28 protein-coding genes are annotated in these 26,624 nt (G+C 72.0%); 13 read left to right on the forward strand and 15 right to left on the reverse strand.

All coding sequences use genetic code 11. The features are described 5' to 3' along the window. From E1262_RS13525 to E1262_RS13535, 3 genes are all read left to right on the forward strand, one after another. On the forward strand, positions 1-3,551 hold a 3,551-nt coding region (locus E1262_RS13525; protein ID WP_132103667.1), incomplete at its 5' end, for a multifunctional oxoglutarate decarboxylase/oxoglutarate dehydrogenase thiamine pyrophosphate-binding subunit/dihydrolipoyllysine-residue succinyltransferase subunit. Between the two features lie 30 nt (positions 3,552-3,581). Next, a complete protein-coding gene (locus E1262_RS13530; protein ID WP_132103668.1) occupies positions 3,582-3,779 on the forward strand; it encodes a DUF6104 family protein in 198 nt (65 codons plus the stop codon). Then, on the forward strand, positions 3,780-4,415 hold the full coding sequence (locus E1262_RS13535) for a GDSL-type esterase/lipase family protein (protein WP_132103669.1): 636 nt from the start codon (positions 3,780-3,782) through the stop codon (positions 4,413-4,415). 136 nt (positions 4,416-4,551) lie between these two features. Here E1262_RS13535 and E1262_RS13540 read toward each other — a convergent pair whose 3' ends face one another. From E1262_RS13540 to E1262_RS13570, 7 genes are all read right to left on the reverse strand, one after another. Beyond that, on the reverse strand, positions 4,552-6,069 hold the full coding sequence (locus E1262_RS13540; protein ID WP_132103670.1) for an FAD-dependent oxidoreductase: 1,518 nt from the start codon (positions 6,067-6,069) through the stop codon (positions 4,552-4,554). Positions 6,070-6,106: 37 nt separating this feature from the next. Continuing rightward, positions 6,107-7,417 carry an ABC transporter substrate-binding protein gene (locus tag E1262_RS13545; protein ID WP_132103671.1) on the reverse strand — a complete coding sequence of 437 codons (1,311 nt, stop codon included), beginning with the start codon at positions 7,415-7,417 and terminating at the stop codon, positions 6,107-6,109. A 38-nt stretch (positions 7,418-7,455) separates the two neighbouring features. Further along, positions 7,456-8,301, reverse strand: a complete 846-nt coding sequence (locus E1262_RS13550; protein WP_132103672.1) for a carbohydrate ABC transporter permease — start codon at positions 8,299-8,301, stop codon at positions 7,456-7,458. Beyond that, on the reverse strand, positions 8,294-9,229 hold the full coding sequence (locus E1262_RS13555) for a carbohydrate ABC transporter permease (RefSeq protein WP_132103673.1): 936 nt from the start codon (positions 9,227-9,229) through the stop codon (positions 8,294-8,296). The genes E1262_RS13550 and E1262_RS13555 overlap by 8 nt, the downstream gene beginning before the upstream one ends. 50 nt (positions 9,230-9,279) lie before the next feature. Further along, the gene (locus E1262_RS13560; RefSeq protein ID WP_132103674.1) at positions 9,280-10,167 is read right to left on the reverse strand and encodes a dihydrodipicolinate synthase family protein; all 888 of its coding nucleotides are present in this window, start codon (positions 10,165-10,167) and stop codon (positions 9,280-9,282) included. Continuing rightward, positions 10,164-10,883, reverse strand: a complete 720-nt coding sequence (locus E1262_RS13565; protein WP_132103675.1) for a GntR family transcriptional regulator — start codon at positions 10,881-10,883, stop codon at positions 10,164-10,166. The genes E1262_RS13560 and E1262_RS13565 overlap by 4 nt, the downstream gene beginning before the upstream one ends. A gap of 254 nt (positions 10,884-11,137) precedes the next feature. After that, positions 11,138-12,103 carry a zinc-binding dehydrogenase gene (locus E1262_RS13570; protein ID WP_132103676.1) on the reverse strand — a complete coding sequence of 322 codons (966 nt, stop codon included), beginning with the start codon at positions 12,101-12,103 and terminating at the stop codon, positions 11,138-11,140. A 245-nt stretch (positions 12,104-12,348) separates the two neighbouring features. On the opposite strand from E1262_RS13570, the gene E1262_RS13575 reads away from it, so the two are divergent. The 4 genes from E1262_RS13575 (at position 12,349) to E1262_RS13590 (ending at position 15,339) form a co-directional block, all read left to right on the forward strand. Next, entirely contained in the window at positions 12,349-12,732 is a 384-nt protein-coding gene (locus E1262_RS13575) for an ATP-binding protein (RefSeq protein WP_132103677.1), read from the forward strand. After that, on the forward strand, positions 12,729-13,625 hold the full coding sequence (locus E1262_RS13580) for an RNA polymerase sigma factor SigF (protein ID WP_203453840.1): 897 nt from the start codon (positions 12,729-12,731) through the stop codon (positions 13,623-13,625). The genes E1262_RS13575 and E1262_RS13580 overlap by 4 nt, the downstream gene beginning before the upstream one ends. A gap of 158 nt (positions 13,626-13,783) precedes the next feature. Then, positions 13,784-14,710: a diacylglycerol/lipid kinase family protein gene (locus E1262_RS13585; protein WP_132103679.1), complete on the forward strand. Its 927-nt coding sequence runs from the start codon at positions 13,784-13,786 to the stop codon at positions 14,708-14,710. Positions 14,711-15,087: 377 nt separating this feature from the next. Continuing rightward, positions 15,088-15,339, forward strand: coding sequence for a WhiB family transcriptional regulator (locus E1262_RS13590; RefSeq protein WP_053203257.1), 252 nt, complete (start codon positions 15,088-15,090; stop codon positions 15,337-15,339). A gap of 102 nt (positions 15,340-15,441) precedes the next feature. Here E1262_RS13590 and E1262_RS13595 read toward each other — a convergent pair whose 3' ends face one another. After that, positions 15,442-16,917 carry a sensor histidine kinase gene (locus E1262_RS13595; protein WP_132103680.1) on the reverse strand — a complete coding sequence of 492 codons (1,476 nt, stop codon included), beginning with the start codon at positions 16,915-16,917 and terminating at the stop codon, positions 15,442-15,444. A gap of 65 nt (positions 16,918-16,982) precedes the next feature. Here E1262_RS13595 and E1262_RS13600 point away from each other — a divergent pair, with 65 nt between their 5' ends. From E1262_RS13600 to E1262_RS13610, 3 genes are all read left to right on the forward strand, one after another. Beyond that, positions 16,983-17,864, forward strand: coding sequence for a DUF2785 domain-containing protein (locus E1262_RS13600; RefSeq protein WP_132103681.1), 882 nt, complete (start codon positions 16,983-16,985; stop codon positions 17,862-17,864). Positions 17,865-17,930: 66 nt separating this feature from the next. Then, complete coding sequence (locus E1262_RS13605; RefSeq protein ID WP_132103682.1) at positions 17,931-19,238, forward strand: FAD-binding oxidoreductase; 1,308 nt, start codon at positions 17,931-17,933, stop codon at positions 19,236-19,238. Between the two features lie 306 nt (positions 19,239-19,544). Continuing rightward, the gene (locus E1262_RS13610; protein WP_203453846.1) at positions 19,545-21,209 is read left to right on the forward strand and encodes an acetolactate synthase; all 1,665 of its coding nucleotides are present in this window, start codon (positions 19,545-19,547) and stop codon (positions 21,207-21,209) included. A gap of 96 nt (positions 21,210-21,305) precedes the next feature. Here the strand turns inward: E1262_RS13610 and E1262_RS13615 are convergent, their stop codons facing one another. Next, complete coding sequence (locus E1262_RS13615) at positions 21,306-22,274, reverse strand: GlxA family transcriptional regulator (protein WP_132103684.1); 969 nt, start codon at positions 22,272-22,274, stop codon at positions 21,306-21,308. A 93-nt stretch (positions 22,275-22,367) separates the two neighbouring features. Between E1262_RS13615 and E1262_RS30320 the strand changes: the two genes are divergently transcribed. Next, the gene (locus E1262_RS30320; protein WP_162605891.1) at positions 22,368-22,529 is read left to right on the forward strand and encodes a hypothetical protein; all 162 of its coding nucleotides are present in this window, start codon (positions 22,368-22,370) and stop codon (positions 22,527-22,529) included. Here the strand turns inward: E1262_RS30320 and E1262_RS13620 are convergent. Together E1262_RS13620 and E1262_RS13625 are read right to left on the reverse strand one after the other, a co-directional pair. Further along, a complete protein-coding gene (locus E1262_RS13620; RefSeq protein WP_132103685.1) occupies positions 22,517-22,909 on the reverse strand; it encodes a thioesterase family protein in 393 nt (130 codons plus the stop codon). The two genes, E1262_RS30320 and E1262_RS13620, sit on opposite strands and share 13 nt — an antisense overlap. Then, complete coding sequence (locus E1262_RS13625; protein ID WP_132103686.1) at positions 22,906-23,121, reverse strand: biotin/lipoyl-binding carrier protein; 216 nt, start codon at positions 23,119-23,121, stop codon at positions 22,906-22,908. Before E1262_RS13625 ends, E1262_RS13620 begins: the two co-directional genes overlap by 4 nt. Before the next feature lie 103 nt (positions 23,122-23,224). Between E1262_RS13625 and E1262_RS13630 the strand changes: the two genes are divergently transcribed. Both E1262_RS13630 and E1262_RS32075 read left to right on the forward strand, forming a co-directional pair. Next, positions 23,225-23,938, forward strand: coding sequence for a DUF5317 domain-containing protein (locus E1262_RS13630; RefSeq protein ID WP_132103687.1), 714 nt, complete (start codon positions 23,225-23,227; stop codon positions 23,936-23,938). Positions 23,939-24,016: 78 nt separating this feature from the next. Beyond that, positions 24,017-24,091 carry a 50S ribosomal protein bL37 gene (locus tag E1262_RS32075; protein ID WP_370246331.1) on the forward strand — a complete coding sequence of 25 codons (75 nt, stop codon included), beginning with the start codon at positions 24,017-24,019 and terminating at the stop codon, positions 24,089-24,091. Positions 24,092-24,226: 135 nt separating this feature from the next. On the opposite strand, the gene rsrA is transcribed toward E1262_RS32075, so the two are convergent. From rsrA to E1262_RS13650, 4 genes are all read right to left on the reverse strand, one after another. Then, positions 24,227-24,502 (reverse strand): mycothiol system anti-sigma-R factor, encoded by a 276-nt coding sequence (gene rsrA, locus E1262_RS13635; protein WP_132103688.1) that lies wholly within the window; start codon positions 24,500-24,502, stop codon positions 24,227-24,229. Then, positions 24,499-25,098, reverse strand: a complete 600-nt coding sequence (locus E1262_RS13640; RefSeq protein WP_119660221.1) for a sigma-70 family RNA polymerase sigma factor — start codon at positions 25,096-25,098, stop codon at positions 24,499-24,501. The genes rsrA and E1262_RS13640 overlap by 4 nt, the downstream gene beginning before the upstream one ends. A 156-nt stretch (positions 25,099-25,254) precedes the next feature. Beyond that, on the reverse strand, positions 25,255-25,890 hold the full coding sequence (locus E1262_RS13645) for an alpha/beta hydrolase family protein (RefSeq protein WP_203453847.1): 636 nt from the start codon (positions 25,888-25,890) through the stop codon (positions 25,255-25,257). Beyond that, entirely contained in the window at positions 25,890-26,606 is a 717-nt protein-coding gene (locus E1262_RS13650) for an SOS response-associated peptidase (protein WP_132103689.1), read from the reverse strand. The genes E1262_RS13645 and E1262_RS13650 overlap by 1 nt, the downstream gene beginning before the upstream one ends. Positions 26,607-26,624 lie beyond the last annotated feature (18 nt).

Here is a 26,624-nt window from a genome sequence, read left to right on the forward strand (position 1 = left end):
CCACGAAGCCGACCTCCGCACCGACCGCCACTGCCACGTCCCCCGCGAGGACCACCGTGACTTCCACGTCCGCCCCGTCGCAGGCCGCCCCGGCGCAGCCGAAGGCCACCACCGGCACCACCGCCGCCAAGGCCGCACCGAAGCCGACCCCGGCCCAGCCGGCCGCCAAGGCGCCGGTCCCGCCCCAGGACATCGCGGCTGACCAGCCCGAGATCGTCCCGCTGCGCGGCGCGCCGGCCCGCACGGCCACCAACATGGAGACCAGCCTCGAGGTCCCGACGGCCACCAGCGTGCGCGCCGTCCCGGCCAAGCTGCTGGTCGACAACCGCATCGTCATCAACAACCACCTCGCCCGGTCCCGCGGCGGCAAGGTGTCGTTCACGCACATCATCGGGTTCGCCCTGGTCAAAGCGCTCCACCAGATGCCCGACATGAACTACGCCTATACCGACGTCGACGGCAAGCCGGCGCTGGCCAAGCCGCGGCACATCAACCTCGGCCTGGCCATCGACATGAAGAAGCCCGACGGCACCCGGCAGCTGCTGGTGCCGAGCATCAAGGGCGCCGAGCACCTCAACTTCGCCGAGTTCTGGGCCGCTTACGAGGACATCGTCCGCCGGGCGCGCGACAACAAGCTGGCGGTCGCCGACTTCCAGGGCACCACCATCACGCTGACCAACCCGGGCACCATCGGCACGGTCCACTCGGTGCCGCGACTGATGAAGGGCCAGGGCACCATCATCGGAGTCGGCGCCATGGAGTACCCGGCCGAGTACCAGGGCGCGGCGCCCGAGACGGTGGCCCGGCTGGGCGTCTCCAAGACCATGACGCTCACCAGCACCTACGACCACCGCATCATCCAGGGCGCCCAGAGCGGCGACTTCCTGCGCATCGTGCACGGTCTGCTGCTGGGCCAGGACGGCTTCTACGACGAGATCTTCCGCGCGCTGCGCATCCCGTACGAGCCGATCCGCTGGGCCACTGACGTCACCACCAGCCACGAGGACGAGGTCAGCAAGCAGGCCCGGGTGCTGGAGCTCATCCACGCCTACCGCGTGCGCGGCCACCTCATGGCCGACACCGACCCGCTGGAGTACAAGCAGCGCACCCACCCCGACCTCGACGTCAGCACCCACAACCTCACGCTGTGGGACCTCGACCGCGAGTTCGCCACCGGCTCGTTCGGCGGCAGCAAGCGGTTTATGCTTCTGCGCGACATCCTCGGCGTGCTGCGCAACGCCTACTGCCGCACCGTCGGCATCGAGTACATGCACATCCAGGAGCCCGAGCAGCGGCGCTGGATCCAGGAGCGGGTCGAGAAGCCGGTCGACCTCACCGCGCGCGAGGACCAGCTGCGCATCCTGCTCAAGCTCAATCAGGCCGAGGCGTTCGAGACCTTCCTGCAGACGAAGTACGTCGGGCAGAAGCGGTTCTCGCTCGAGGGCGGCGAGTCGCTGATCCCGATCCTCGACGAGGTGGTCGAGGCCGCCGCCGAGGCCGGGTTGCAAGAGGCGTGCATCGGCATGGCGCACCGCGGCCGGCTCAACGTGCTGGCCAACATCGTCGGCAAGAGCTACGCACAGATCTTCGGCGAGTTCCAGGGCAACATCGACCCCCGCACCGTCCAGGGCTCCGGCGACGTCAAGTACCACCTGGGCGCCGACGGCGAGTTCACCGCGCTCGACGGCTCGAAGATCAAGGTGTCGCTGACCGCGAACCCGAGCCACCTCGAGGCGGTCAACCCGGTGCTCGAAGGCATCGCGCGGGCCAAGCAGGACATCCTCGACCGCGGCGAGGAGTTCCCGGTGCTGCCGATCCTGGTGCACGGCGACGCCGCGTTCGCCGGCCAGGGGGTCGTGGCCGAGACGCTGAACCTGTCCCAGCTGCGCGGCTACCGCACCGGCGGCACCATCCACGTCGTCGTCAACAACCAGGTCGGCTACACCACGTCGCCCGACCAGTCGCGCTCGTCCATGTACTCCACCGACGTCGCGCGCATGGTGCAGGCGCCGATCTTCCACGTCAACGGCGACGACCCCGAGGCGTGCACCCGGGTGGCCCGGCTGGCTTTCGAGTTCCGGCAGGCGTTCAAGAAGGACGTCGTCATCGACATGGTCTGCTACCGCCGGCGCGGCCACAACGAGGGCGACGACCCCAGCTACACCCAGCCGCTCATGTACGACCTCATCGAGGCGAAGCGGCCGGTGCGCAAGCTGTACACCGAGGCGCTGATCGGACGCGGCGACATCACCATCGAGGAGGCCGAGCAGGTCCTGCTCGACTACCAGCAGCAGCTGGAGCGGGTGTTCGCCGAGACCCGGCAGACCGCCCCCACCAGCGTCACCACGGTACCCAGCTACCCGGACAAGCCGGCGCCCGAGGGCGAGGTCGTCACCGCCACCACGCCCGAGGTGCTCAAGCGGGTCGCCGACGCCTACCTCACGGTGCCCGACGGCTTCACCGTCCACCCGAAGGTGCTGCCGCAGGTGCAGCGGCGGGCGCAGGCGCTCACCGAGGGCGGCATCGACTGGGCGACGGCCGAGATCACCGCGTTCGGCGCGCTGCTGCTCGACGGCCGCCCGGTGCGGCTGGCCGGCCAGGACTCCCGCCGCGGCACGTTCGTCCAGCGGTTCGCCTCGCTGGTCGACCGCAAGACCGGCGAGTCGTACATCCCGCTGCAGCACCTCGACGAATCGCAGGCGAAGTTCTACGTCTACGACTCCCTGCTGTCGGAGTTCGCGGCCATGGGCTTCGAGTACGGCTACTCCGTCGCCCGGCCCGAGTCGCTGGTGCTCTGGGAGGCGCAGTTCGGCGACTTCGCCAACGGCGCACAGACCATCATCGACGAGTTCATCACCGCCGGTGAGGCCAAGTGGGGCCAGTACTCCGGCGTCGTGCTGCTGCTGCCGCACGGCTACGAGGGCCAGGGTGCTGACCACTCGTCGGCGCGCATGGAGCGGTTCCTGCTGATGGGCGCCGAGGACGCGTTCCGGGTGGCGCAGCCCTCCACCCCGGCGTCGTACTTCCACCTGCTGCGCTCGCAGGCGCTGGGCGCCAGCCACCGGCCGCTGGTGGTCTTCACGCCGAAGTCCATGCTGCGCAACAAACGGGCGGTGTCCGCGCCCGACGACATCACCGGCAGCACGACGTTCCGGCCGGTGCTGGGCGACCCCGAGCCGCTCGACGCCGCGAAGGTCGACCGCGTGCTGCTGTGCAGCGGGAAGATCACCTGGGAGCTGCTGGCCGAGCGCGGCAAGCGGTCCGACGACCACACCGCGATCGTCCCGGTCGAGCAGCTCTACCCGCTGCCTGCCAAGGAGGTCGCTGCTGAGCTTGCCAAGTATCCGAACGTGCGCGAGATCCGCTGGGTCCAGGACGAGCCCGAGAACATGGGCCCGTGGCCGTTCATGGCGCTGCACCTCACGCCGCGGCTGCCCGACGGCATCCCGTTGCGGCCGGTCACCCGGCCGGCCAGCACGTCGCCGGCGGTGGGCAACCACAACGTCCACCTCGACCAGCAGAAGGCGCTGCACAACGCCGCCTTCGCCTGATCGCCCGACCCTTCCCGCCGGAGTCAGAGGATGTACTTCACCGACCGCGGCATCGAGGAGCTCGAGGAGCGCCGGGGTGACGAACCGGTCACCCTGGGCTGGCTGGCCGAGCGGCTGCGCGACTTCGTCGACCAGAATCCCGAGTTCGAGACCGCCGTCGAGCGGCTGGCCACCTGGCTGGCCCGCGCCGACGACGAGGACGACGCCGCCGCTGCCGAGGACATCTGAGTGACCGATCCCCGCGATGTCCGGGTCTGCGTCTTCGGTGACTCCTTCGTCGCCGGCGTCGGCGATCCCAAGGCGCTCGGCTGGATCGGCCGCGTCGCCGCCCGCACGCCGCCGTCCACGGGCGTCGAGCTGACGGCGTACCCGCTGGGCGTGCGCGGCGAGGCCACTGAAGAGGTGGTCGTGCGGATGCCGCTGGAATGCGCGCCCCGGTTCGCCCGCGGCGACGAGCACCGCGTCGTGCTGGCGCCCGGCGTGGCCGACGCCTACCGCGGCGTCCCGGCGGCGCGGTCGGTGGCGGCGCTGGAGTTCGGGCTGTCGTCGGTGAGCGTCCCGGCCCTGGTGGTCGGGCCGCCGCCGGTCGGCGACGACGCCATGGTCGCGCGGATCGGCGAGCTGGACGCCGCCTGGGCCGACCTGTGCGCGCGGCGCGACATCCCTTACATCGCGACGTTCGGGCCGCTGAGCGCGAAGGCGGCCTGGCAGCGCGCCCGCGCCGACGACGGCCTGCACCCCGATCAGACCGGCTACGGCCTGCTCGCCTACCTCGTCCTCAACGGCGGCTGGTACCCCTGGCTGGGTGTCGAGGCGCCACGAACGCCGGTCAAGGATCGCCGGGTCCCCCGCGCCACGTCCTGAGCCGCGCGCCCGCCTCCACCCCACCCTCCCGTGTTGATCTTGGAGTTGTTCGGGTATCTCTCGGACATTTCACCCCTCGATTGCCGAACTTCTCCAAGATCAACGGGGGACGGAGGCGGAGTCGGGTGGCGCGGCGCTACAGGCGCGGGGCGCGGCCGGTGAACGTCCCCGCGTCGGCGAGGTAGGCCGGCGAGATCCGGCCGGCCGCGAGCGCCTCGCTGACCGCGTCGACGGCGATCTTGCGGTCGCGCGCCACCGCCTCCGGATCGCGGCGCAGCGACGCGCCCTGCTCGAGCAGCCGCTCCTGGACGGCACGGTGGTCGGTCTCGCGGACCTGGCCGGACGACGCGGCTGCCGTCGCCGCCAGCACTCCGGCGGCGTGGCCGATCGCCATGACACCGCCCTGCGTCCGGAACGAGCCGTGCGCGTCGTGGTCGGCGGAGATGGCGCGGCCGGCGATGACCAGGCCCTCCAGGTCGCGCGGGATCAGGCTGCGCATCGGGACGTCGTAGGTGTCGTCCAGGTCGCGCCAGGTGCCGCCGCCCTCGTAGCCCTCCTTGCCGGTGAGGTTGTGGATGTCGATCGGGAAGTAGCCGCGCGACACCACGTCGTCGAAGCGCGCGCCGCCGACGACGTCCGCGCCGGTCAGCACGTACCCGCCGGTGATGTGCCGGGACTCGCGGATGCCCAGCGCCGTCCCGGTGCCGGCCAGCGCCGCCCGCTCGAAGCCGGGCACGTTCTCGATCAGGTACCTCGACAGGGACATCACCTGGCGGCGGCCCTCGATCTCGCCGCGGGTGAGCGACTCGGCGTCCGTCGCGTCGACGTCGGCCACCCGCGTGGAGTTGAAGTGCAGCACGCCGTGCTGGACGGTCGTCAGGAACAGCATGGAGTCGCGGCCAAGGTGCAGCCGGTCCTCCCGCAGCCCCTTCGCCACCAGGTCGAGGAAGCCCTGTCCGACGAAGTGCTGCTGCGGCAGCCGGTCGGAGTACGGCGACACGGGCACGAACTCCGACGCCCACTCGAAGTCGTCGAGGTGGTCGTCCATGTACTGCTTGACCCGGGCGGTGTCGACGCCGGTCATGTCGAACATCAGCGTGGCCGGCTGCGACCTGCCGGCGCCGTTGCCGACGGTGTGCGCGGCGCCGGCCCGCGCGGCCACGTCGCCGTCGCCCGTCGCGTCGACCACGACCTTCGCCCGGATCTCCCGCCGGCCGGACTTGTTGGCGACGACGATGCCGGTCACGCGGCCGTCCTCGACCAGGGCGTCGGCGATCCAGGTGTGCAGCAGTGGCGTGCCGCCGGCCTCCAGGTACATCGACATCGCGGTCCACTTGTACGTCTCGCGGTCGTAGAAGCACAGGTAGCTGCCGCTGCCGTGTGGATTGGTGCAGCGGATGTGCCCGGTGCTGCCGCCCGCCGCGACCATGCGCTCGACGAACTCCTGCGGGACGCCGGCGATCACCCGCTCGTCGCGGAAGTAGAACGGCGAGATCGGGCCCAGCCAGGACACCGTCGGCATGCCGCCCAGGAATCCGTACCGCTCGACCAGCAGCGTCCGGGCGCCGCTGCGGGCGGCGGCGATGGCGGCGATGAACCCGGACGGTCCGCCGCCGCAGACGATGACGTCGAAGTCGGAGGTGGCAGTGGTCACGGTGATCCTTCCTGATGGGTGACGAGTGGCGACGGTGTCAGCGCGCGGCCGAGTCGTACTGCTCGGCGACGCCGGTCAGCGCCTCCCGCGGGTCCTCGTCGCGGAACACGGTCTGCTGGCCGACGCCGACGAGGGCGGCGCTGAGCTCGTTGAACCGGCTCGACACCGGCTGCGGGCGGCCGTGGTCGACGACGTAGTCGCGCCAGCTGCGCAGCTCGTCGGCGTTCGGCAGGGCGTCGAACTCGGGGGTGTCGTAGACACTGGCGCGCACCGGCAGCACGCCGGCCTCGGCGAACAGCGCCTGCGACTCCTCGGACGTGTAGTACTCGATGAACGTCCAGGCCGCCTCGGGGTCGTCGGCATTGGCGCCGATGGCCATGGTCTGACCGGCGACGGCGGTGGGCAGCGGCTCGCCGGGGGTCCGCGACGGGACGGGGACGGTCTGCAGGTTCTCGCCGATGCCCTCGCCGGAACGGGCGGCGCCGACCCGGTAGCTGCCTTCGATGGCCATCGCGACGGTGCCGGCGGTGACGCTCTGGATGACGTCGTCGGCGGCCATGTTCAGCACTTCGTCGCCGAACGCGCCGGCCTCGTGCAGCCGGCGCAGGTACTCCAGCGCCTGCACGCCGGCGTCGTCGTCGAACGCCGCCGTGCCGTCCTCGTCCAGGATCTCGCCGCCGAAGCCCCAGGTCAGCGGAATGAACTTCTCGACAAAGTCCGCACCCAGGCCCTGGTCGGAGAACCCGATGGCGAGGCCGGTCTGGGCGGCGCCGGACGCGGCCAGCGCCCCGGCGGTGCTCGCCAGCTCGTCCAGCGTCGCGGGCACCGGCAGGCCGGCCGCGTCGAGCAGATCCTTGCGGTACCAGAGCAGCCAGGCCCGCGTCTCCCACGGGATCGACATGACCGAGCCGCCGAACCTCACGCCCTCCAGCGGGAAGATCAGGTCGTCCCCGATCTGCGCGAGGTAGTCCGCGGCGTAGTCGTCCAGTGGCAGCACGGTGCCGGCGTCGACGTGCGTGGCCAGCTGCGCGCTGTAGACGTTGACGAGGTCCGGGCCCTGGCCGCTCGCGGTGGCGCGGACGACCTCGCTGTCGATCTTCGCGTAGTTGATGTTCCGTATGGTGACCTCCACCTCGTCCTGCGACTCGTTGAACCCGTCGACGACGGTGCGCAGCGCCTGGCCGCGCGGGTCGTCCGGCGAGTTCGGGTCCAGGAACGTCCACAGTTCCAGCCGGCCGTCGCCGGACGACGTCGAGCCGCCGCCGGAGCCGCAGGCGGCGATCAGGCCGAGCGCCGCTGCGGCCACCGCGGCGCGACGCAGCAGGGTCGCTCTCCTCGAAACGGACATGGTGAGCCCTTCTTCCTCGAAAGACACGGGTGGACGGGTCAGCCCTTGGTGGCGCCGGCGGACAGGCCGGCCACCAGGCGCTTCTCCATCAGCACGAACAGGACGACCATCGGGACGATCGTGACCAGGACGGCGGCGGTCAGCTGACCCCACTCGATGCCGTACTGGGACAGGTAGTTGTAGAGGCCGACCGAGACGAGGCGCTTGTCGTCGGAGCTGACCATCGTCGCGGCGATCAGGTAGTCGTTCCAGACGTACACGAACGCGATGACGGCGGCGGCCGCGAGCCCCGGCTTGGCCAGCGGCAGCACCAGCTGCACCATCACGCGCAGGTCGGACGCGCCGTCGATGCGGCCCGCCTCCTCCAGCGACGTGGGGATGGTCTGGAAGAAGCCGCGCAGCATCCACAGCACCGTCGGCACCTGCCAGGCCGTGTAGACGACGATCAGCCCGAGGTAGCTGTCGTACACGCCCACCTCGACAGCCAGGAAGTACAACGGCACCAGGATCGCGATGCCCGGGATCATCGACGTCATCAGGATGAAGAACAGGCTGGCGCCCCGGCCGCGGAACCGGAACCGCGCGGTCGCGTACGCGCCCAACGTCGCGAGCACCAGCGTGGCCAGCACGGTCGCGCCGGCCACGACGACGCTGTTGAACAGGTACCGCGGCACCTGCGACTCGAACAACACGATCGTGTAGTTCTCCAGCGTCGGCGCCGACGGGATCCATGACGTGTCTGTGAGCACCGCGTCGGGCGACTTGAACGACGTCGACAGCGCCCACAGCAGCGGCCCGACGGCGAACAGGCTGGCCGCGACCAGGGCGGCGTAGGCCAGCGGGCCGGCCGGCTTGCGGCGGCCGGTGCGGATGCTCTCAGCCATCGCCCTCACTCCTGATCAGCTTGATGTACGCGGCGCCGAAGACGATGTTGAAGACGAACAGGATCACGCTGTAGGCGGCGCCGAGTCCGAGGTTGAAGAAGCTGAACGACTCGTTGAAGGCGTCCAGGCTGACCAGCTGGGTCGCGCCGAACGGACCGCCGGCGGTGAACGTCAGCACCAGCGTCACCATGTTGAAGTAGAGCAGTGTCAGCAGGATCGCGACGACGAACAGCGTCGGCGCCATCATCGGCAGCGTGATCCGGCGGAACCGCGTGAACGGTCCGGCGCCGTCGACGTCGGACGCCTCCTCCAGCTCGGCCGGGATGGTCTGCAGCGCGGCCAGGCACAGGATCGTCGCCAGCGGGTAGCTGATCCAGACGTTCACCAGGATCAGCGCCGCCATCGCCTGGACCGGGTCGGCGAACACGTCGATGCGGGTGCCGGCGACGTCGCCAAGTCCCAGCGGGCCGTAGTCGGCGTTGAGCAGCCACCGCCACAGCAGCGCGGCCACCGTCTGCGAGATGACCCACGGCATGAGGATCAGCGCGCGGAACACCAGGCGGAACCGGGCCGGTCGGTTCAGCAGGTGCGCGATGCCCAGGCTCATCGGGATGGCCAGCGCCAGCGACGCGACCACGTAGATCAGCGACCGGCCGATGGAGGCCCAGCCCGCCGACGAGCCGAGGATCGCGGCGTAGTTGTCCAGCCCCACGAAGTCCTCGAGCTGGGTGAACCGGGTCTCGTGCAGCGACAGGTTCAGCGCGAAGACGATCGGGAACACCGACACCACGGCCACCACGACGACGGCGGGCAGCAGCAGGCCGTACGGCAGCAGGCGCGGTCGCGTCGATGGTCGTCGGCGCGCCTGGACCGCCGGCACCGGCCGGTGCTCGCGTACCGGTGGCGCCTCGGGCGACTTCACGGTCATCGTCGACCTCCTGTCGGGCGGGAAGTTCGGTCGGAGCAGCGTCCGGCGGCTCAGGACGCGCGGCTCCAGGAATCGAGCAGCCGCTCCGCGTCGGCCACCAGCGCCGCGGCGGGCGGGGCGGCCGGGATGCGGCAGCGGGCGGACAGCAGCATCCCGCGGCGGACGAGGCCGAGCTTGAGCAGCGTCAGGTGCGGGCCGAACGTCGACACGGCGGCGTCGACCGCACGCTGCGCGGCCCGGCGGCTGTCGTCGTCACCGCTGGCCAGGGCGGTGAGCTGGGCGTGGAACGCCTCGGCGGCGACCTGGTAAACGCCGGAGACCACGCCGGCGCCGCCCGCGTCCAGCACGGCTTCCAGCAGGCCGTCGTTGCCGGACAGCACGCTCACGCCCGGCGGGACGAGGGCGACCAGCTCGCGGACGTAGTCGACGCCCGGGATGCTGACCTTGACGCCGTCCATGCCGGTCGCGGTGACGATGCCGGCCACCTGGTCGGGGGTCAGGTGCACGCCGGTGCGGTCGGGGAACAGGTAGGCGAACACCTCGGCGTCGCCCGCGCCGTCGCGGACGGCGGCGAAGTACTCGTGCGCCTGCGCCGGCGACGTCGCGGAGTAATACGGAGTGACGGCGGCCAGCCGGGTCGCGCCGAGCTTGCCGGCCCGCGCCGCCAGCTCCCGCGCCTGGTGCGCCGACGCCGAGCCCACGTGCGCGATCACCCGGTCCGACCCGAGCACGTCGAGGGCGGTCTCGATGACGTCGAGGCGCTCGTGGTCGGCCAGGCTGACGAACTCACCGGTGGTGCCGGCGACGAAGACGGCGTCGAGGTCGTCGTGCCCGCCGAGGGCGGCGAACAGCGACCGGCAGCCGGCGAGGTCGAGCCCGCCGCGGTCGTCGAACGCGGTGACGGCGGCGGCGATGACCACGGGGCGTGCGCCGCTCATGCGCGGCCGTCCTGATGGGCGGCCGTGCTGTCGGCGGAGTTCGCCGCGGTGACCCGGGCGTGCGCCGTCATGAGCCGATTGCGGGCACCGAGCAGGTGCTCCTTCAACTCGACAACGGCCTCGTCGAGGCGGCCGGCGCGCATCAGCTCGTACAGGTCGACGTGCGACTGCAGCGACGGCCCGAGCGTGACGTCCTCGGCGTTGGTGATCTCGAGCAGCACCGCGAACGTCGGCTGGTACTGCCGCCAGATGTCGCGCAGGCGGCGGTGCCCGGACAGGTCGTAGAACCGGGCGTGGAAGTCGAGGTCGGCGCGGGCGTACTCGTCGGCCCGCCCGGCGTCGGCGGCGGAGCGCATTCGGTCCAGCGGCTCCAGCAGCGCCTGCCAGGTCGCGGTCTGGGCGTTCTCGTGCGCCATCCGCAGCGCCAGCGTCTCCAGCGACTCGCGCAACGAGTACAGCTCGGCGATGTCCGCGGCCTCCAGCCCGACGACGAACACCCCGCGGCGGCGGCTCTCGACCAGCCCTTCGGCCTCCAGCTGCCGCAGCGCGTCACGGATCGGCCCGCGGCTGACGTCGAACATCGAGGAGAGCTGAGCCTCGACCAGGTGCGCACCCCGCGGGATGCGACCGGTCACGATCAGCACGCGCAACCTCTCGACGACGTGCTGACCGAGTGCCGGCGCCGAGGGCACCGGTGCCGAGAACTCCCAAGCCATGGACGAGCGCCTCCTCATGGTGAACTGTCTACGGTTAACCGTAGACCGGAACGTAGCGGCGCCTTGTGCGACGTGTCAACAGGAGGCAGCGGTGTCGGCCGTCAGACCAGCAGCCCACCCGACGAGTTGGCCCAGGTCACCGCGCCGCCCATCCCGCGACCCGCCTTGGAAATGATCACGTTGAGTTGGGCTGCTCCAGCTCACCCATGCATGCCTGGGGAAGCGGGAGCGGTCCTATGCCTGGACGTGGGGGGTCAGGGGGTGAAGACGACCTTGCCGAAGACGTCGCCGGCGTCGAGCGCGGCGAAGCCGGCGCGGGCCTCCGCCAGCGGCAGGACGCTGTGGATCGGCGGCCGCAGGCCGGTCCGCTCGCAGAAGGCCAGCAGCCGGACCAGCTCGTCGCGCGTGCCCATGGTCGAGCCCAGCACCCGAAGCTGCAGGAAGAACACCCGGTTCAGCTCCGTCTCGGCGACGTATCCGGAGGTCGCGCCGCAGACCACCAGGGTCCCGCCCGGCCGCAACGACTTCACCGAGTGCGCCCACGTCGCCGCTCCCACCGTCTCCATGACGGCGTCGACGCGGGCCGGCAGCCGCGCGCCGCTCTCGAACACCTGGTCCGCACCGAGCGACATCGCCCGCGACGCCTTCGACGGGTTCCGTGAGGTCACCCAGACCCGCACACCGGCCGCCGCCCCCAGCGCGACCAGCGCCGTCGACACACCGCCGCCTGCGCCCTGCACCAGCACCGTCTGCCCGGGGGTGACCCGCGCCCGGGTGAACAGCATGCGGTACGCCGTCAGCCAGGCGGTCGGCAGGCACGCGGCCTCCTCGAACGACAGCGCGGCCGGTTTGGGCACCAGGTTGCGGACCGGCACCGCGACCCGCTCGGCGAACGTGCCGGGATGCAGCTCGGACAACAGCGTGCGCTTCGGGTCCAGCGTCTCGTCGTCGCGCCAGTCGGGGTCGGAGACGACGGCGTGCACGAGCACCTCACGGCCGTCGTCGGTGACGCCCGCCGCGTCGCAGCCCAGGATCATCGGCAGCCGGCTCGCGTCGAGGCCGACACCGCGCAGGGACCACAGGTCGTGGTGGTTGAGCGCGGTCGCCCGCACCGACACCGTCGTCCAGCCGTCCGGGACCGACGGCTCCGGGCGCTCGCCCAGGGTCAGCCCGGCGAGCGGGTCGTCCGCATCGAGCGTCGAGGCGTAGGCGGCGAACATCCCCTGAGCCTAGTAAAGCGCCGGCCGCGAGGTCCCAGGCAGCGGGGAGACCCACAAGGGAGAGGGAACCAGCCAGTCGATCCGGGCCCACCGGGTTCACGCCGACCGGCTCGGATGGCAGGATGCGTCCGGGCGCCCGGGGCCGGGGTGTGACACTCTGGTCGGGGAGCAACGCGAGTTCTCTGGCCTTGTGGCCGTCCGGGCAGGCGGGAATCGGTCGGCCGATTCCAGTAGGAGGAGGTTCGGTGAGCGAGTCCGATTCGATCGGTGACCTGGTGGAGCTGCAGGTACCGGCGTCCAGCGCTTACCTCACGGTGCTGCGGACGACCGCCGCCCGGCTGGCCGCCAGGATCGGGTTCACGCTCGACGAGATCGAGGACCTGCGCATCGCCGTCGACGAAGCCGGCGCCATGCTGCTCCCGCTGGCCGTCCCCGGCTCGAACATGCACTGCAGCTTCCAGCTGCACACCGACATCCTCGACGTGGTGGTGTCCGTCCCGGCCGCGCAGACCGACCTCCCCAGCCGCGACAGCTTCGCGTGGACGGTGCTGTCGGCGCTGGCCGGCGAGGTGCACTCGCGGGCCGAGGACGGCCGGGTGTCCATCATGCTGCGCAAGAAGCGGGGTTGAGTCAGGCGGTGGGAGCGGCCGAGGCGAGGCTGACCAGCGAGGCCACGGGGCCCGCCGGTCCGGTCGTCGACGTCGTCCGGCCGGTGGTGACGGTCGGACCGATCGAGCCGGCCGATCCGCCCGCGGGCGAGACCACGCGCGGCACGGTCGACCGCGCCACCAGCAGGGCGCTCCTCGAGCTGCTCGCCGGCCTCGACGCCGACGATCCCGAGCGGGCCGAGGTCCGCAACCGGCTGACGACGCTGCACCTGCCGCTCGCCGAGCACCTGGCCCGCCGGTTCGCCGGCCGCGGCGAGCCGTACGAAGACCTCGTCCAGGTGGCCACCATCGGCCTGATCAAGGCGATCGACCGGTACGACCCCAGCCGCGGCGCGGAGTTCTCCACCTACGCCACGCCGACGATCCTCGGCGAGATCAAGCGCTGGTTCCGCGACAAAGGCTGGGCCATCCGGGTCCCGCGCCGGCTGCAGGAGCTGCGGCTGTCCATCAGCTCGGCGACGACGGAGCTGCTGCAACAGCTGGGCCGGTCGCCGACCATCGCCGAGCTGGCCCAGGCCACCCGCACCACAGAGGACGAGGTGCTCGAGGCGCTGGAGACGGCGGCCGCCTACAGCACCGTCTCGCTCGACTCCCCGGAGCCGGGCGAGAACGCGCCCAGCACCATCGAGACCATCGGGCAGGACGACGAGGCGCTCGAGGGCGTCGAGAACCGCGAGACGCTGGCCCGCATGCTCGAGGGCCTGCCGGAGCGCGAGCGGCGCATCATCGTGCTGCGGTTCTTCCGCGGTATGACACAGTCGCAGATCGCCGGCGAGATCGGCATCTCTCAGATGCACGTGTCCCGGCTGCTGGCCCGAACCCTGATCCAACTGCGCGAGGGTATGTTCCGCTGACCGGCGGCGTAACCGCGGCCCGTAGGCTGGCCCCTGGAGGGCCGTGCATACCGGCGGCGACTGGGGGCCGGAGGCTCCCACGAGTCGTCGGTCGGGAGCGGGAGAGGACTGGAGCGAGTGAGCATGAGGTGCACGGACCGACGGATCGAAGGTCATTGATGCGTGCGCTCGTCGTCCTGAATCCCAACGCCACGACGACGTCCGTGCGCACCCGCGACGTGCTGCTGTCCGCGCTGAGCAACGACCTCGACCTCGAGGTCGCCGAGACCACCCACCGCGGCCACGCCACCGAGCTGACCAGGAAGGCCCGCGCCGACGGCGTCGACCTCGTCGTGTCGGTGGGCGGCGACGGCACCGTGAACGAGGTGGTCAACGGCCTGCTCGACCCCCCGCCGGCGGCCGGCGAGACCGTCCCCGACATCGCCATCATCCCCGGCGGCAGCACCAACGTGCTGGCCCGCAACCTCGGCATCCCGGAGAACTCCATCGAGGCCACCGGGCTGCTGCTGGACGCGCTCCGGGCCGGACGGCGGCAGAGCATCGGGCTGGGCCGGTTGGGCGACCGCTACTTCACCTTCACCGCCGGGTTCGGGCTGGACGCCGACGTCATCCACGCCGTCGAGGCCGAGCGCGAGCGCGGGCGGGTGTCGACCGTCCAGCTGTACGTCCGCACGGCCGTCCGCCGGTTCTTCGCCCAGCCGGAGCGGCGGCACGGCACCATCGAGCTCACCGCCGACGGCGGGCTGCCGGTCCCCGGGCTGGCGGTCGTCATCGTCACGAACTGCACGCCGTGGACGTACCTCGGCGCCCGGCCGCTGCGGCCGACCCCGTTCGCCGACCTCAACGCCGGCCTCGACGTGTTCGGGCTGACCAGCCTGCGGCTGGCGCCGACGCTCGTGCACCTAGCCCAGATGACGACGCGGCGCGGGCCGCGCGGGCGGGCCGTCGTGTCGCTGCACGACCGCAAGGAGATCGTGCTGCGCGCGCCCGAGCCGCTGCCGGTGCAGGTCGACGGCGACTACATCGGCGAGCGGACGGAGGTCACGCTGACATCGGTGCCGCGGGCGTTGCGGATCGCCTACTGAGAGGCGCCTCCGTCGATCCGAAGCCGATCGGCGCGTCGGACCTGCCGGATGCAGGTCCGCAGGACCCTTGTCAGGGCAGGAGGTGCCGGTTATCGTCGCATCTTGGCTGTTTTGAACCGATGTTGTGACCGACGCTACACCGACCTTCATGAGACGGATTACACAAAGCCCTTGTAGATGCATCACGAACTTGTCACCCTGGTAGGGCGACGCGGTTACATGCGCGCCACGCGCGCGCGGTAGGCCGCCGCAAGACTTCGCGCCATCCCCCTCGGCCCCACGGAGACACAGGGCCGGGCAGGGATTCGTGAACGAATTCACGTACTGCAACGTTGCCGGACACGTCCGGCACCACACCATAAGGAGCTGTGAGAACCATGGATTGGCGCCACCGTGCCGCCTGTCGCGACGAGGACCCTGAGCTGTTCTTCCCGATCGGGAACACCGGGCCCGCGCTGCTCCAGATCGAGGAGGCCAAGACCGTCTGCCGTCGCTGCGACGTGCGCGAAGCCTGCCTGAGCTGGGCTCTCGAGAGCGGTCAGGACGCCGGCGTGTGGGGCGGGCTGTCCGAGGACGAGCGCCGAGCCCTCAAGCGCCGCAACGCCCGAGCCCGCGCGCGAGCCTACTGACGCCGCAACGCTGCGGGCCCCGACACCCGCGCTGAACGCTACGCCCCGCCAACCCCGGATCGGCGGGGCGTCGGTATGTCCGGGCCCGGCTCGGCCCTCTCGTCAGCGCGGCGACTCGGCCTCGACCGGCAGGTCCAGTACCACCCGGGTGCCGCCGCCGGTCCGCGGCCCGATGTCCAGCGTCCCGCTCAGCTCCCCCACGACCAGCGACCGGACGATCTGCAGTCCCAGGTTCCCGGTGGTGCCCACGTCGAATCCGGGCGGCAGACCGGCGCCATCGTCCTCCACCGTCACCAGCAGCTGCCCGTCAGACCGCTGCGCCGTCAGCTGGACGGCGCCGCCGCGACGACCCAGGCCATGCTCGACGGCGTTCTGCAGCACCTCGGTGAGCGTCATGGCCAGCGGCGTCGCCGTCTCGGCGGCCAGGATCCCGAACGTCCCCGACCGCGTCGCCCGGACGTCGGACGTGGTCGCGGCCACCTCGGCGACCATGCCCAGCAGCCGGTCGGCGACATCGTCGAACGCGACGGTGTCGTCGACGGTCTGCGACAGGGTCTCGTGCACGATCGCGATCGAGCCGACGCGGCGGACCGCCTCGTCCAGCGCCGCCCGGCCCTCCGCCGAGGCGATGCGCCGCGACTGCAGCCGCAGCAGCGCCGCCACCGTCTGCAGGTTGTTCTTGACCCGGTGGTGGATCTCGCGGATGGTCGCGTCCTTGGTGAGCAGCTCGCGCTCGCGGCGGCGCACCTCGGTGACGTCGCGGCACAGCGCCAGCGCCCCGACGTGCTGTCCGCCCGGGTCGAGCGGGATGATCCGCAACGTCATCACCGTGCCGTTGCCCTCGATCTCGGTGCGGATGTGCTGCCGGCCGCCCAGCACGTCCTCCAGCGGCTCGTCGCGCGCACCCGGCGGCGGCGCCAGCGTGGCCGTCGCCTTGCCCAGGTGCTGGCCGACGAGGTCCGCGGCCAGGCCGAGCCGCCGGTAGACGGAGACGGCGTTCGGGCTGGCGTAGAGCGCCAGGCCGTCGGCGTCGAGGCGGACCAGGCCGTCGCCGACCCGGGGCGCGCCGCGGCGACCCATGTCGGTGCGGGTCGAGTGCGGGAACCGGCCCTCGGTGATCAGCGTGGCCAGCTGGCTGCCGCACTCGAGGTAGGAGAGCTCCAGGCGGCTGGGCGTGCGGACCGCGACGAGGTTGGTGTGCCGGCCGATGACGGCGATCACCCGACCCTCGTGGCGCACCGGGATCGCCTCGACCCGCACCGGGACGTCGTCCCACCACTCCGGGTCGCCCTCACGGCGGATGACGCCCTCGGTGTACGCGGTGTCGATGAGCGGCCGCCGGCCCTTCACGAGGTACGTGCCGACGAGGTCCTCGACATAGGCCGTCGGGCCGGTGGTGGGGCGCATCTGTGCCACGGCGCGGTAGCCCTCGCCGTCGCGGTCGGGCACCCAGAGCACGAGGTCGGCGAACGAGAGGTCGGCCAGCAGCTGCCAGTCGGCGATGAGGGCATGCAGCCAGTCCAGGTCGGCCTCGGAGAGATCGGTGTGACGCTGGACGACGTCGTTGAGCGACGGCACGTCACTGAGCGTAGCTCTCGTCACCTCGCTTCCCTCCACGGAGGTGGTTCTGCGAGGATTGCTCCGTGCAGCAGTCGTACTGGGAGCAGGTCGTCGCCGACGGCTTCCGGCTACCCCAGGGTGCTGCCCTCGACGAGCTCACCATCGAGCTGGTCACCATGCTCGGCGACACCGATCCGCACGTGCGCGAGGATATCGCCCGCTCGGTCCTGCAGACCTGGATCCGCGAGGGCGTCTACGACGACCTGCTCATCGGGCTCGGCGACGGGCTGGCGCTGGGCCTGAAGAAGGGCCTCGGCGAGGAGGGCACCGACTCCGTGCTGCGCCGCTCGTTCTCCGCGAGCGTGCTGGCCGAGGTCATCGCGCGCGACAACGTCACCCATGGGCTGCACCCCGCCGCCGTTCTCACCTGGGCCGACCAAGCCGTCGGCTGGTTCCTCGGCGAGCGCGACCTGCGCGGCTGGACCCCCAGCCAGGGCTGGGCCAACGCCGTCGTGCACGGTGCCGACGTGCTCGGCGCGCTGAGCGCGTCGCGGCATCTGGGCGCCGACGAGCTGCGCGTCCTGCTCGACGTCGTCGCCGAGCGGCTGACGACGCCGACGCGGCACCGCTTCTCCGCCGGCGAGGAGCAGCGCCTGGCCTACGCGACGATGTCGGTCCTGCACCGCGACCTCGTCACCATCGAGCCGCTGGAGGCGTGGCTGGACCGCCTGGGCCAGGCCTGGCGCGACGACGCCCGGCCGCCGTCGTCGCGGGCCGCCGCGCGCGAGAACACCCTCGACTACCTGCGCGCGCTGCACCTGCAGCTGCTGTTGGGCGTGCAGGGCACCCCGGCGCAGAACGTCGCCAGCACCGTGCGGCCGATGCCCGCGGTCCGCTCTGACCTGCTGCTCGCCCTGCAGGCGACGCTGCGCTCCAGCGCGCCCTGGCTGTACCGCCAGCCCTGAGCCGGGGGGCGGGCCTGGCCGTTTCGTTCAATCGCCCCGCTTCCCGGCGTCGCTAGCGTCGCCGGCATGATCGACGCGGCGCTGGACGGCGAGGTGTACGAGCCCGGCTCCCCCGGCTACGAGGCGGCGTATCGCCCGGCCGACGTGCGGTTCGCGCGGGTGCGGCCCCGGTCCGTGGTGCGCTGCCGCTCCGTCGCCGACATCGTCCGCACGCTGGAGTACGCACTGGCGACCGGGACACCCATGGTCCCGCGCGGCGGCGGCCACTGCTTCGCCGGGCGGTCGTCCACCGACGGCATCCTGCTCGACCTCGGGCCGCTCGACGGCGTCGGCGTGACCGGCGACGGGGTGGCGACGATCGGCGCGGGGGCGCGGCTGGCCGGGGTGTACGGCGCGCTGCACAGGCACGGGCGGACCCTGCCGGCGGGCTGCGGGCCGACGGTGGGCATCGCCGGCCTCACGCTGGGCGGCGGCATCGGCCTGCTGGGACGGCGGTACGGGCTGACCTGCGACCGGCTGGCCGGTGCGCGAGTGGTGCTGGCCGACGGCCGGGTCGTCGACTGCGACCGCGACCGCGAGCCGGACCTGTTCTGGGCGCTGCGCGGCGCGGGCGGCGGCCAGTTCGGAGTCGTCACGTCGCTGATCTTCGACACCGTGCCGGAGCCGGCGACGACGCTACTCGGGTTCGGCACGCCGCGGGCGCCGCTGGCCGACGTGATCGAGGTATGGCAGGAGTGGGCCCCGGACGCGCCCGACGAGGTCACCGTCACCCTGGAGGTCCTCGCGCGCCCCGGCCGGCCGGTCGAAGTGAGCCTCGGCGGCGCCTCGCTGCTGCCCGAGGCACCCACCCGGGAGCTGATCGAGGGGCTCCGCGCAGCCCTGGGAGCGCCACTCGACCTGCGGGGCGGGCTGCCGTACTCGCGGCTCAAGGACCTCCTCGCCGGGCCGGACCCGCTGGACGTCGACGGACAGGCCCGGCGGATCCGGTCGGAGTTCTTCGCCCGGCCGCTGCGGCGAGTGACGATCGACGCACTGTGCGCGGCGCTCACCGCCGGCCCGATCGACGGGCCGCGCCGGCTCGGGTTCGCCCCGATGGGCGGCGCCTACGCCCGGGTGCCCGCCGACGCGACGGCGTTCGCCCATCGCGGCGAGCGGTTCCTGCTCGAGCACGGCGCAGCCGCGACGTCGGCCTGGCCGGACACGACGTGGGCGATCGCGCACGCCGACGGCTCCGGGCACGTCTACCCGAACTTCCCCGACCCCGCCCTCGTGGACGCCCCGGCGGCCTACCACGGCGCCAACCTGCCCCGGCTCGCCGCCGTCAAACGGCGTTACGATCCCGGCCGGGTGTTCGGCTTCCCGCAGTCCCTGTGATCCTGGAGGGACCACCGATGCCGCCGTCCCCCGTTGATCTTGGAGTTGTTCGGCAATTGTGCGCCGATATGTCCGATAGATGGCCGAACGACTCCAAGATCAACCAGTGTGGGGCCTACCAAAGGTAAGTTGCTCACCGTCCGGCTTCCTGGACGTCTGGACCGTGCTCAGCTACGAGTAATTCGTGATGCTGATGCTGACCTTCATGCCCCGGCCGTAGGCACATCGACGAGCCCGAGGGGTCGGCGGGCGGTACCCGCGCCGCTGCGCCATGATCGGCACATGGATTCCGGATACGGTGGCCGCGTGAGTATTTCGCAGCGCAACGATCTCGCTCTCAACGGGCACGCCGGCCAGCACGCGCTGGCCGTCGCCGAGGCGCACGGCGTCGGGACCATGTGGACGCTGTCCGGCGCCCACGTGTTCCCGCTGTACGACGCCGTGGTCAAGGCCGAGTCGCCCACCCGCATCGTCGACGTGCGGCACGAGCAGACCGCTGTCTTCGGTGCGGAGGCGACCGCGAAGCTCACCCGCGATCCAGGCCTCGTCGTGCTCACCGCGGGCCCGGGTGTCACCAACGGCGTCAGCGGCATCGCCCAGGCGTACTTCAGCGGTGTCCCGCTGCTGGCCGTCGGCGGCCGCGCGCCGGCCTGGCGCTGGGGCACCGGCGCGCTGCAGGAGCTGGACCACCCGCCGCTGCTCGCACCGGTCACCAAGCTGTCGACGACGGCACACAAGGCCGCCGACGTCGGCCCAGCGATCGACCGTGCGCTGAGCGTGGCGCGGTCGGCGCACCGCGGGCCGGTCTTCGTCGACGTCCCGATGGACGAGCTGTACAGCTTCGCCGACGTCACGCTCGAGGTCACCCCGCCGGCGCCGCGGCCGGAACCCGACCCCGCCGGCCTCACCGCCATCGCCACGCTCATCGGCGAATCCCGACACCCGGTCGTCGTGCTCGGCTCCGACGTCTGGATGGACGGTGCCGAGGATGCCGCGCTGCGCTTCGCCGACGAGACCGGCATCCCGGTGGTGGCCAACGGCATGGGCCGCGGCGTGCTGCCGCGCGGGCACCGGCTGCTGGTCAACCGGGCCCGGTCGGCCGCATTCAAGAACGCCGACCTCGTCGTGGTGGTCGGCACGCCGCTGGACTTCCGGCTCGGCTTCGGCACGTTCGGCGGCTCCGACGGCGCCGCCCCGGCGAAGGTGGTCCACGTCGCCGACTCCCCCGACGGCCTGGCCACGCACGTCGAGCTCGCGGCCGGCGCCGCCGGCGACCTCACGCTGGTGCTCGACGGCGTCCTGACGGCGATGCGCGCGACCCGGCGCTGGGACGACTGGGCCAACGGGCTGCGCGACCAGGCGGCCGCCGCCGCCGAGCGCGACGCCCCGCTGCTGGCCTCCGAGGGCGAGCCGATCCACCCGGCTCGCGTCTACGGCGAGCTGAACCGCGTCCTAGAGGACGATGCCGTGGTCATCGGCGACGGCGGCGACTTCGTGTCGTGGGCCGGCAAGCTGATCGAGCCCGGCCGGCCGGGCTGCTGGCTCGACCCCGGCCCGTACGGCTGCCTCGGCGCCGGCGCGGGTGCCGCGGCGGCCGCCCGGCTGGCCCGCCCGGACAGCCAGGTCGTGCTGCTCTACGGCGACGGCGCCGCCGGCATGTCGCTGATGGACGTCGACACCCTGGTCCGGCACGACCTGCCCGTGGTCATGGTGGTCGGCAACAACGGCGCGTGGGGGTTGGAGAAGCACCCGATGCGGTTCCTGTACGGCTACGACGTCGCCGCCGACCTGCGCCCCGAGACCGGCTACGACGCCGTCGTCGAGGCCCTCGGCGGCGCAGGCGAGACCGTCACCGAGCCGGGCGACATCGGTCCCGCGCTGCGCCGGGCGTTCGACGCGGGCATGCCGTACCTCGTCAACGTGCAGTGCGACCCGAAGGTCGCCTACCCCCGCTCGACGACCGGCATCTGACCCGGAAATGATCACGTTGAGTAGGGTCATCCCGCTCTACCAGGCATGCATGCCTGGTAGAGCGTGGACACCGCTGGTCAACGTGATCATTTCCCGTCAGGCGGTGGTGGTGCTGGCGGGGCGGCGGTGGCAGAAGGCGGCCCGGTAGGCCTGCGGCGTGGTGCCCAGCCGCTTGGCGAAGTGGTGACGCATGGCCGCCGCCGTGCCGAAGCCGGCCCGCGCGGCCACCGTCTCGACGACGTCGTCGCCGCGCTCGAGCATGCGCTGCGCCGCCGCCAGCCGGGCCGTCAGCAGCCACTCGTACGGCGTGGTGCCGGTCTCGGCGCGGAACCGGCGGGCGAACGTGCGCGGCGACATGGTGGCCAGCGCCGCGAGGTCGTCGACGGTGAGGTCCTGGTCGAGGTGGGCGGCCATGTAGTCGACGACGGCGGCCAGCGTGCGGGCCGGGGTGGCGCGGATGGGCGCCTCGATGAACTGGGCCTGGCCGCCGTCGCGGTGCGGCGGGACGACCATGCGGCGAGCCACCATGGCCGCGGCGTCGGCGCCGAACTCCTTGCGCCACAGGTGCAGGCTGGCATCGAGCCCGGCGGCGGTGCCCGCGCTGGTGATGATGGGGTCGTCGTCGACGTAGAGGACGCCGGGGTCGACCTTCGCCTCGGGGAACCGGGCCGCCAGCTCGGCGCTGTACATCCAGTGGGTGGTGCAGCGGCGGCCGTCGAGCAGGCCGGCCTCGCCCAGCACGAACGCGCCGGAGCAGACCGAGAGCACCCGGGCACCGCGGTCGACGGCGGCCCGCAGCGCCTCGAGCACCTCGCCCGGCACCGGGTTCGCCCGCGGCATGGCCGGGATGCCGATGAGGTCGGCCGACTCCAGCCGCTCGAGGCCGTGCTCGATCACCAGCTCGAAGCCGAGCGACGTCCGGACCTGCCGGGACGGCCCGCACAGGTCGAAGTCCATGACCGGCAGACCCTGGTCGGAGCGGTCGATGCCGAACGCCTCACAGAGCACACCGAGCTCGAACGGGGCGACGCCGTCGAGCACCACGGCAGCGACATTTCGCAGCATTCAGACAGTCTGCCAGACGACTGGCAGAAAGTCGATGCCTAGTGGCAGTACTGCCACTGGTGGCAGCATTCCGTCAGGAGCAGAATTACTGCCATGAGCACAGTCATGGTTCTTCTCGTCCTGGCAGTCGCGATCGCCGCCGCGGTCTCCGCGGCACGCTGGGCGGGCTCGGACGGCGGCCCTCGGCACGACCCGCTTCCGCGGGCCGAGGACGACTGGTCGCCGACCCTGCCCACGCACCCCTACGCGCGCTGAGCCCAGCGCGCCAGGAACCGCTCGCGCCCCACGACGGCGCGGGTGATCGTCCCACGACCCACCGGCTCGCCGTCGCCGCCCAGAGCGACGACGGAGAACCGCAGGGTCCGCCCGTCGACGGCGGTCAGCTCGCCGCGCACCTCTACGAGGGCGCCGAGCGGGCTCGCCGCGACGTGATCCACCTCAACCCGAGTGCCCACCGTGGTGTCGCCGTCGGCGAGCGCGTCGTCGACGGCGACCACGGTCGCGGCCTCCATCCACGCCACCAGCGTCGGCGTCGCCAGCACCGGGACGTCGCCGGAGCCCACCGCGAGCGCGGTGTCGACCTCGGTGACGGTGTGCGCCTCGCGCGCCGCCAGGCCGGGCTCGAGCGCCGTCACGAGATGACGACCAACACGTCGCCCTCCTGGACGACGTCGCCGGGGCCGACCTTGACCTCGGACACCAGTCCGCCGTCCTCGCACAGCACCGGGATCTCCATCTTCATGGACTCCAGGATCAGCAGGGTCGCCCCGGCATCGACCTGGTCACCCACCGATACCGCCACGGAGTGGACATTGGCCACCATCTCGGCGGCCACCATCTCGGCCACGTGCTGACTCCTCTCGCCTGCTGCGGAGCATTCCACCACGAAGCCGCGCGCTCCCGGGCGTGGCATCCCCCGGTTCGGCGCCGGACCAGGTCAGGATGATGATATGGCGCTCCTCCTGCTCGCCCTGGTCGCCGGCCTGGCGGCGGGGTACGCACGCGGCGGGCGGCTGCGCCGGCTGGGCGAACGGCCGCCGGTGCGCAGCCGGCTCATCCTCACCGCGCTGGGCGCCTACGCGGTCGGCGTCGCCGGCAGCTGGGTGTGGGAGCCGCTGCTGCCGGCCATGACGGCGCTGTGCTGGTTCACGCTCGGCTTCTACGCCTGGCTCAACCGCGCGTACCACGGCGCCCGGCTGATCGCGCTGGGCCTGGCCGCCAACGGACTGGTCATCCTGCTCAACGGCGGCATGCCGGTGTCGGTGTCCGCCGAGCAGCGGGCCGGCGTCGAGGTGACGGCGGCCGAGCGGCCCGACGAGGGTGTCGTCACGGTCGCCGGCGACGACACCCGGCTGCGCTGGCTGGGCAAGACCATCCCGGTCGCGTTCCCGCCCCGCCCGGAGGCGGTCAGCCCGGGCGACATCGCGGTCGCCGCGGGAGTCGCGGCCGCGCTGGCCACGGCGATGACGGGACGGCGCACGGCGGCGGCCCGCGAGCGTGCCGAGGCGCCGCGGCGACCCCAGCGGCGTCCAGCCGAGCGAGCCGGGCAGCGACCCCGGCCGTCCGGCCCGCCACCGCCGCCGGAACCGGCCACCGGTCGTGCGACAATGGACGACGACGCGACCGCCGGTACCGCGCCGGAATCACCGCGCGTCACCGCGTGACGGTCTCACCGTCACCCGCGGATCCGGCGGTTCGCCCGCCAGCAGCACACACCGATCCCGGAGAGGAGTCAGCTCGCCATGGGCAAGAAGGCACGCAAGCGCCGTTCGCGCAAGAAGAGCGCCGCCAACCACGGCAAGCGCCCCAACTCCTAGCCAACCGCCGACCGCGAGGTCCCAGGCGGCCAGGAGTCCCGCAAGGGTAGGAGGAACAGAGGCGCCCCGTACGGCGACGAGAGCCCCGGCACCTGCAACGGCAGGGCCGGGGCTCTCGTCGATTCGGTCGTGGTGTCAGGGCGTCCTGGTCATCTGCACCCGGACCTCCTGGATGCGGGCGCGGATCTTGAGCCGCAGCTCGTCGGGTGCGTGGTCGCAGGCGCACGCGCGCGCCAGCGTCTCGCGGACCACCCGCTCGATGTCGTAGGTGGACAGGCACGGCTGGCAGGCGTCGAGATGCGCCTTGATCTCGTCGTACGTGAGGGTGCGGTCGTCGAGCTCGTGGTCGAGGAACACGTAGATCCGGTCCAGAACCTCAGCGCAGTCGACGTCGTTGTCGTCGCAGCTCATCCTCCGACCTCCTGAGTGACCTTCGGAACCAGCCCGCGCTCGCGGGCGTAGTCCTCCAGCAACCCGCGCAGCTGACGGCGGCCACGGTGCAGCCTGGACATCACCGTGCCGATCGGTGTGCCCATGATGTCGGCGATCTCCTTGTAGGGGAAGCCCTCGACGTCGGCGAGATAGACCGCGATGCGGAACTCCTCGGGGATCTCCTGGAGCGCGTTCTTCACGTCGGAGTCGGGCAGGTGGGCGAGCGCCTCGGCCTCGGCCGAGAGCAGGCCGGACGAGGTGTGCGCCTCGGCCCGGGCCATCTGCCAGTCCTCGATCTCCTCAGTGGCGCTCTGCTGCGGCTCGCGCTGCTTCTTGCGGTACGTGTTGATGAACGTGTTGGTCAGGATGCGGTAGAGCCACGCCTTGAGGTTCGTTCCCTCCTTGAACTGGTGGAACGAGGCATAGGCCTTCGCGAACGTCTCCTGGACCAGGTCCTCGGCGTCGCTGGCGTTGCGCGTCATGCGCAGCGCGGCCGAGTACAACTGGTCGAGGTACGGCAACGCATCGCGTTCGAAGCGCTGCGTGCGCTGCTCGTCACTCTCCTGATCAGTCATCACCGTCAAGTCTACCGGCGCGATGGCATCCCAGGTCTCACGGCTGTCGCGCACCGTGCCCTCGGACACCGGACGCTCCAAGCACGTCGCACCCACAGTCAGTTGAACCTCCCGGACTCGGTCGTTCCGCTGGCGTCAACGGCGCCGGCGTCCGGTTCATTCCCCGATGGGGGCCAGGAAGGCCTGCACCGCGGCCACGACGGCGTCGATCGCCTCGCGCTGCGAATGACCCTTGAGCACGCGCATGCCGTGGTCGGCGCCTGGGACGGCGACCAGCCGGTGCTGGCCGGGCGGGAACTCGTCTGGGCCGCCGAACGTGTCGCGCTCGCCCTGCACGACCAGCACCGGCAGCTTCTCCGCGGCCCTGGTCAGCTCGGGCAGCCGCGAGGCCTCCGGCTTGCCCGGCAGATGCAGCGGGAACGCCAGGCAGACGACGGCGGCGGCATCCAGCTCCGCGGCGGTGCGGCAGGCGACGCGAGCGCCGGAGCTGCGACCGCCGATCACAAGCGGCACGTCGCGCGGCAGCGTCGCGAGCGCCGCCAGCCAGGCCTCGTCGAGCACCGGCGTCCGCGGCGCGACCTTCTTCCCGGCCAGCCGCCACGGCTGTTCGAACCGGACGACCGTGACGCCCTCGGCCGGCAACGTGCGGGACAGCGCCTCGAGGTCGGCCGCGTTGGGCCCGCCGCCGGCGCCGTGCCCGAGCACCAGCCGCAGCCGGGGCTCGTCGGCGGCGTCGGTCCAGAACGCGGCCTCGCCGATCGGGGTGCCGACGGTGGTCCGGACCGGCGCCATCACAGCTCCACCGGCTCGACGAGGTGCGGCCCGTTGTTGCCGACCTTGTTGACGTCAGTGGACACCGGGTAGGCATCGAGCACGCCGGGGACGGCCGGGTTCAGCAGCCGCGTCACGTCCTCGGGATCGGTGATGGAGGGGTCGAGCCAGCGCCCCCAGTCGTCCGGCCCGACCAGCATGGGCATGCGGTCGTGGATCTGGCCGACGTCGTCAGTGGCGTCGGTGGTCAGGATCACCACGGACCACACGAACGCGTCGTCGGCGTCCTCGGGCTTGCTCTTGTCGCGCCAGATCTCGTACAGCCCGGCCATGGCCAGCGAGCCGTCCTTCGGGTGGATGAAGAACGGCTGCTTCTCGCCCTTCTCACCGCGCCACTCGTAGAAGCCGTCGGCCGGGAGAATGCATCGGCGCAGGGCGAACGCCTTGCGGAACGCCGGCTTCTCCGCCGCCGTCTCGACCCGGGCGTTGATCAGCCTGTTCCCGATGGCCAGGTCTTTCGCCCAGGACGGCACCAGGCCCCAGCGCAGCGTCCGCAGCCGGCGCACCGGCGGCTCGTCGGGCTCGTCCTTCTTCCCGCGGGTGAGCACCGCGTAGACCTTCTTGCTGGGTGCGACGTTCCAGTCGGGGTCGAGGCGCTCGCGCACCTCTTCCCGCTCGACGCCGAACTCGTCGGCGAGGTCGTCGGCGCTCTGACTGACCGCGTACCGTCCGCACATACGTCCATCCTCGCACCG

Source organism: Jiangella aurantiaca (genome assembly GCF_004349105.1).
Lineage (GTDB): Bacteria > Actinomycetota > Actinomycetes > Jiangellales > Jiangellaceae > Jiangella > Jiangella aurantiaca.

Excerpts from the sequence above, each read along its gene's own strand:
- E1262_RS13530 (WP_132103668.1), top strand. The coding sequence starts at position 3,582 with ATGTACTTCACCGACCGCGGCATCGAGGAGCTCGAGGAGCGCCGGGGT.
- E1262_RS13545 (WP_132103671.1), bottom strand. The coding sequence starts at position 7,417 with ATGTCCGTTTCGAGGAGAGCGACCCTGCTGCGTCGCGCCGCGGTGGCC.
- E1262_RS13550 (WP_132103672.1), bottom strand. The coding sequence starts at position 8,301 with ATGGCTGAGAGCATCCGCACCGGCCGCCGCAAGCCGGCCGGCCCGCTG.
- E1262_RS13555 (WP_132103673.1), bottom strand. The coding sequence starts at position 9,229 with ATGACCGTGAAGTCGCCCGAGGCGCCACCGGTACGCGAGCACCGGCCG.
- E1262_RS13560 (WP_132103674.1), bottom strand. The coding sequence starts at position 10,167 with ATGAGCGGCGCACGCCCCGTGGTCATCGCCGCCGCCGTCACCGCGTTC.
- E1262_RS13565 (WP_132103675.1), bottom strand. The coding sequence starts at position 10,883 with ATGGCTTGGGAGTTCTCGGCACCGGTGCCCTCGGCGCCGGCACTCGGT.
- E1262_RS13570 (WP_132103676.1), bottom strand. The coding sequence starts at position 12,103 with ATGTTCGCCGCCTACGCCTCGACGCTCGATGCGGACGACCCGCTCGCC.
- E1262_RS13585 (WP_132103679.1), top strand. The coding sequence starts at position 13,784 with ATGCGTGCGCTCGTCGTCCTGAATCCCAACGCCACGACGACGTCCGTG.
- E1262_RS13590 (WP_053203257.1), top strand. The coding sequence starts at position 15,088 with ATGGATTGGCGCCACCGTGCCGCCTGTCGCGACGAGGACCCTGAGCTG.
- E1262_RS13605 (WP_132103682.1), top strand. The coding sequence starts at position 17,931 with ATGATCGACGCGGCGCTGGACGGCGAGGTGTACGAGCCCGGCTCCCCC.
- E1262_RS13615 (WP_132103684.1), bottom strand. The coding sequence starts at position 22,274 with ATGCTGCGAAATGTCGCTGCCGTGGTGCTCGACGGCGTCGCCCCGTTC.
- E1262_RS30320 (WP_162605891.1), top strand. The coding sequence starts at position 22,368 with ATGAGCACAGTCATGGTTCTTCTCGTCCTGGCAGTCGCGATCGCCGCC.
- E1262_RS13630 (WP_132103687.1), top strand. The coding sequence starts at position 23,225 with ATGGCGCTCCTCCTGCTCGCCCTGGTCGCCGGCCTGGCGGCGGGGTAC.
- rsrA (WP_132103688.1), bottom strand. The coding sequence starts at position 24,502 with ATGAGCTGCGACGACAACGACGTCGACTGCGCTGAGGTTCTGGACCGG.
- E1262_RS13640 (WP_119660221.1), bottom strand. The coding sequence starts at position 25,098 with ATGACTGATCAGGAGAGTGACGAGCAGCGCACGCAGCGCTTCGAACGC.
- E1262_RS13645 (WP_203453847.1), bottom strand. The coding sequence starts at position 25,890 with ATGGCGCCGGTCCGGACCACCGTCGGCACCCCGATCGGCGAGGCCGCG.
- E1262_RS13650 (WP_132103689.1), bottom strand. The coding sequence starts at position 26,606 with ATGTGCGGACGGTACGCGGTCAGTCAGAGCGCCGACGACCTCGCCGAC.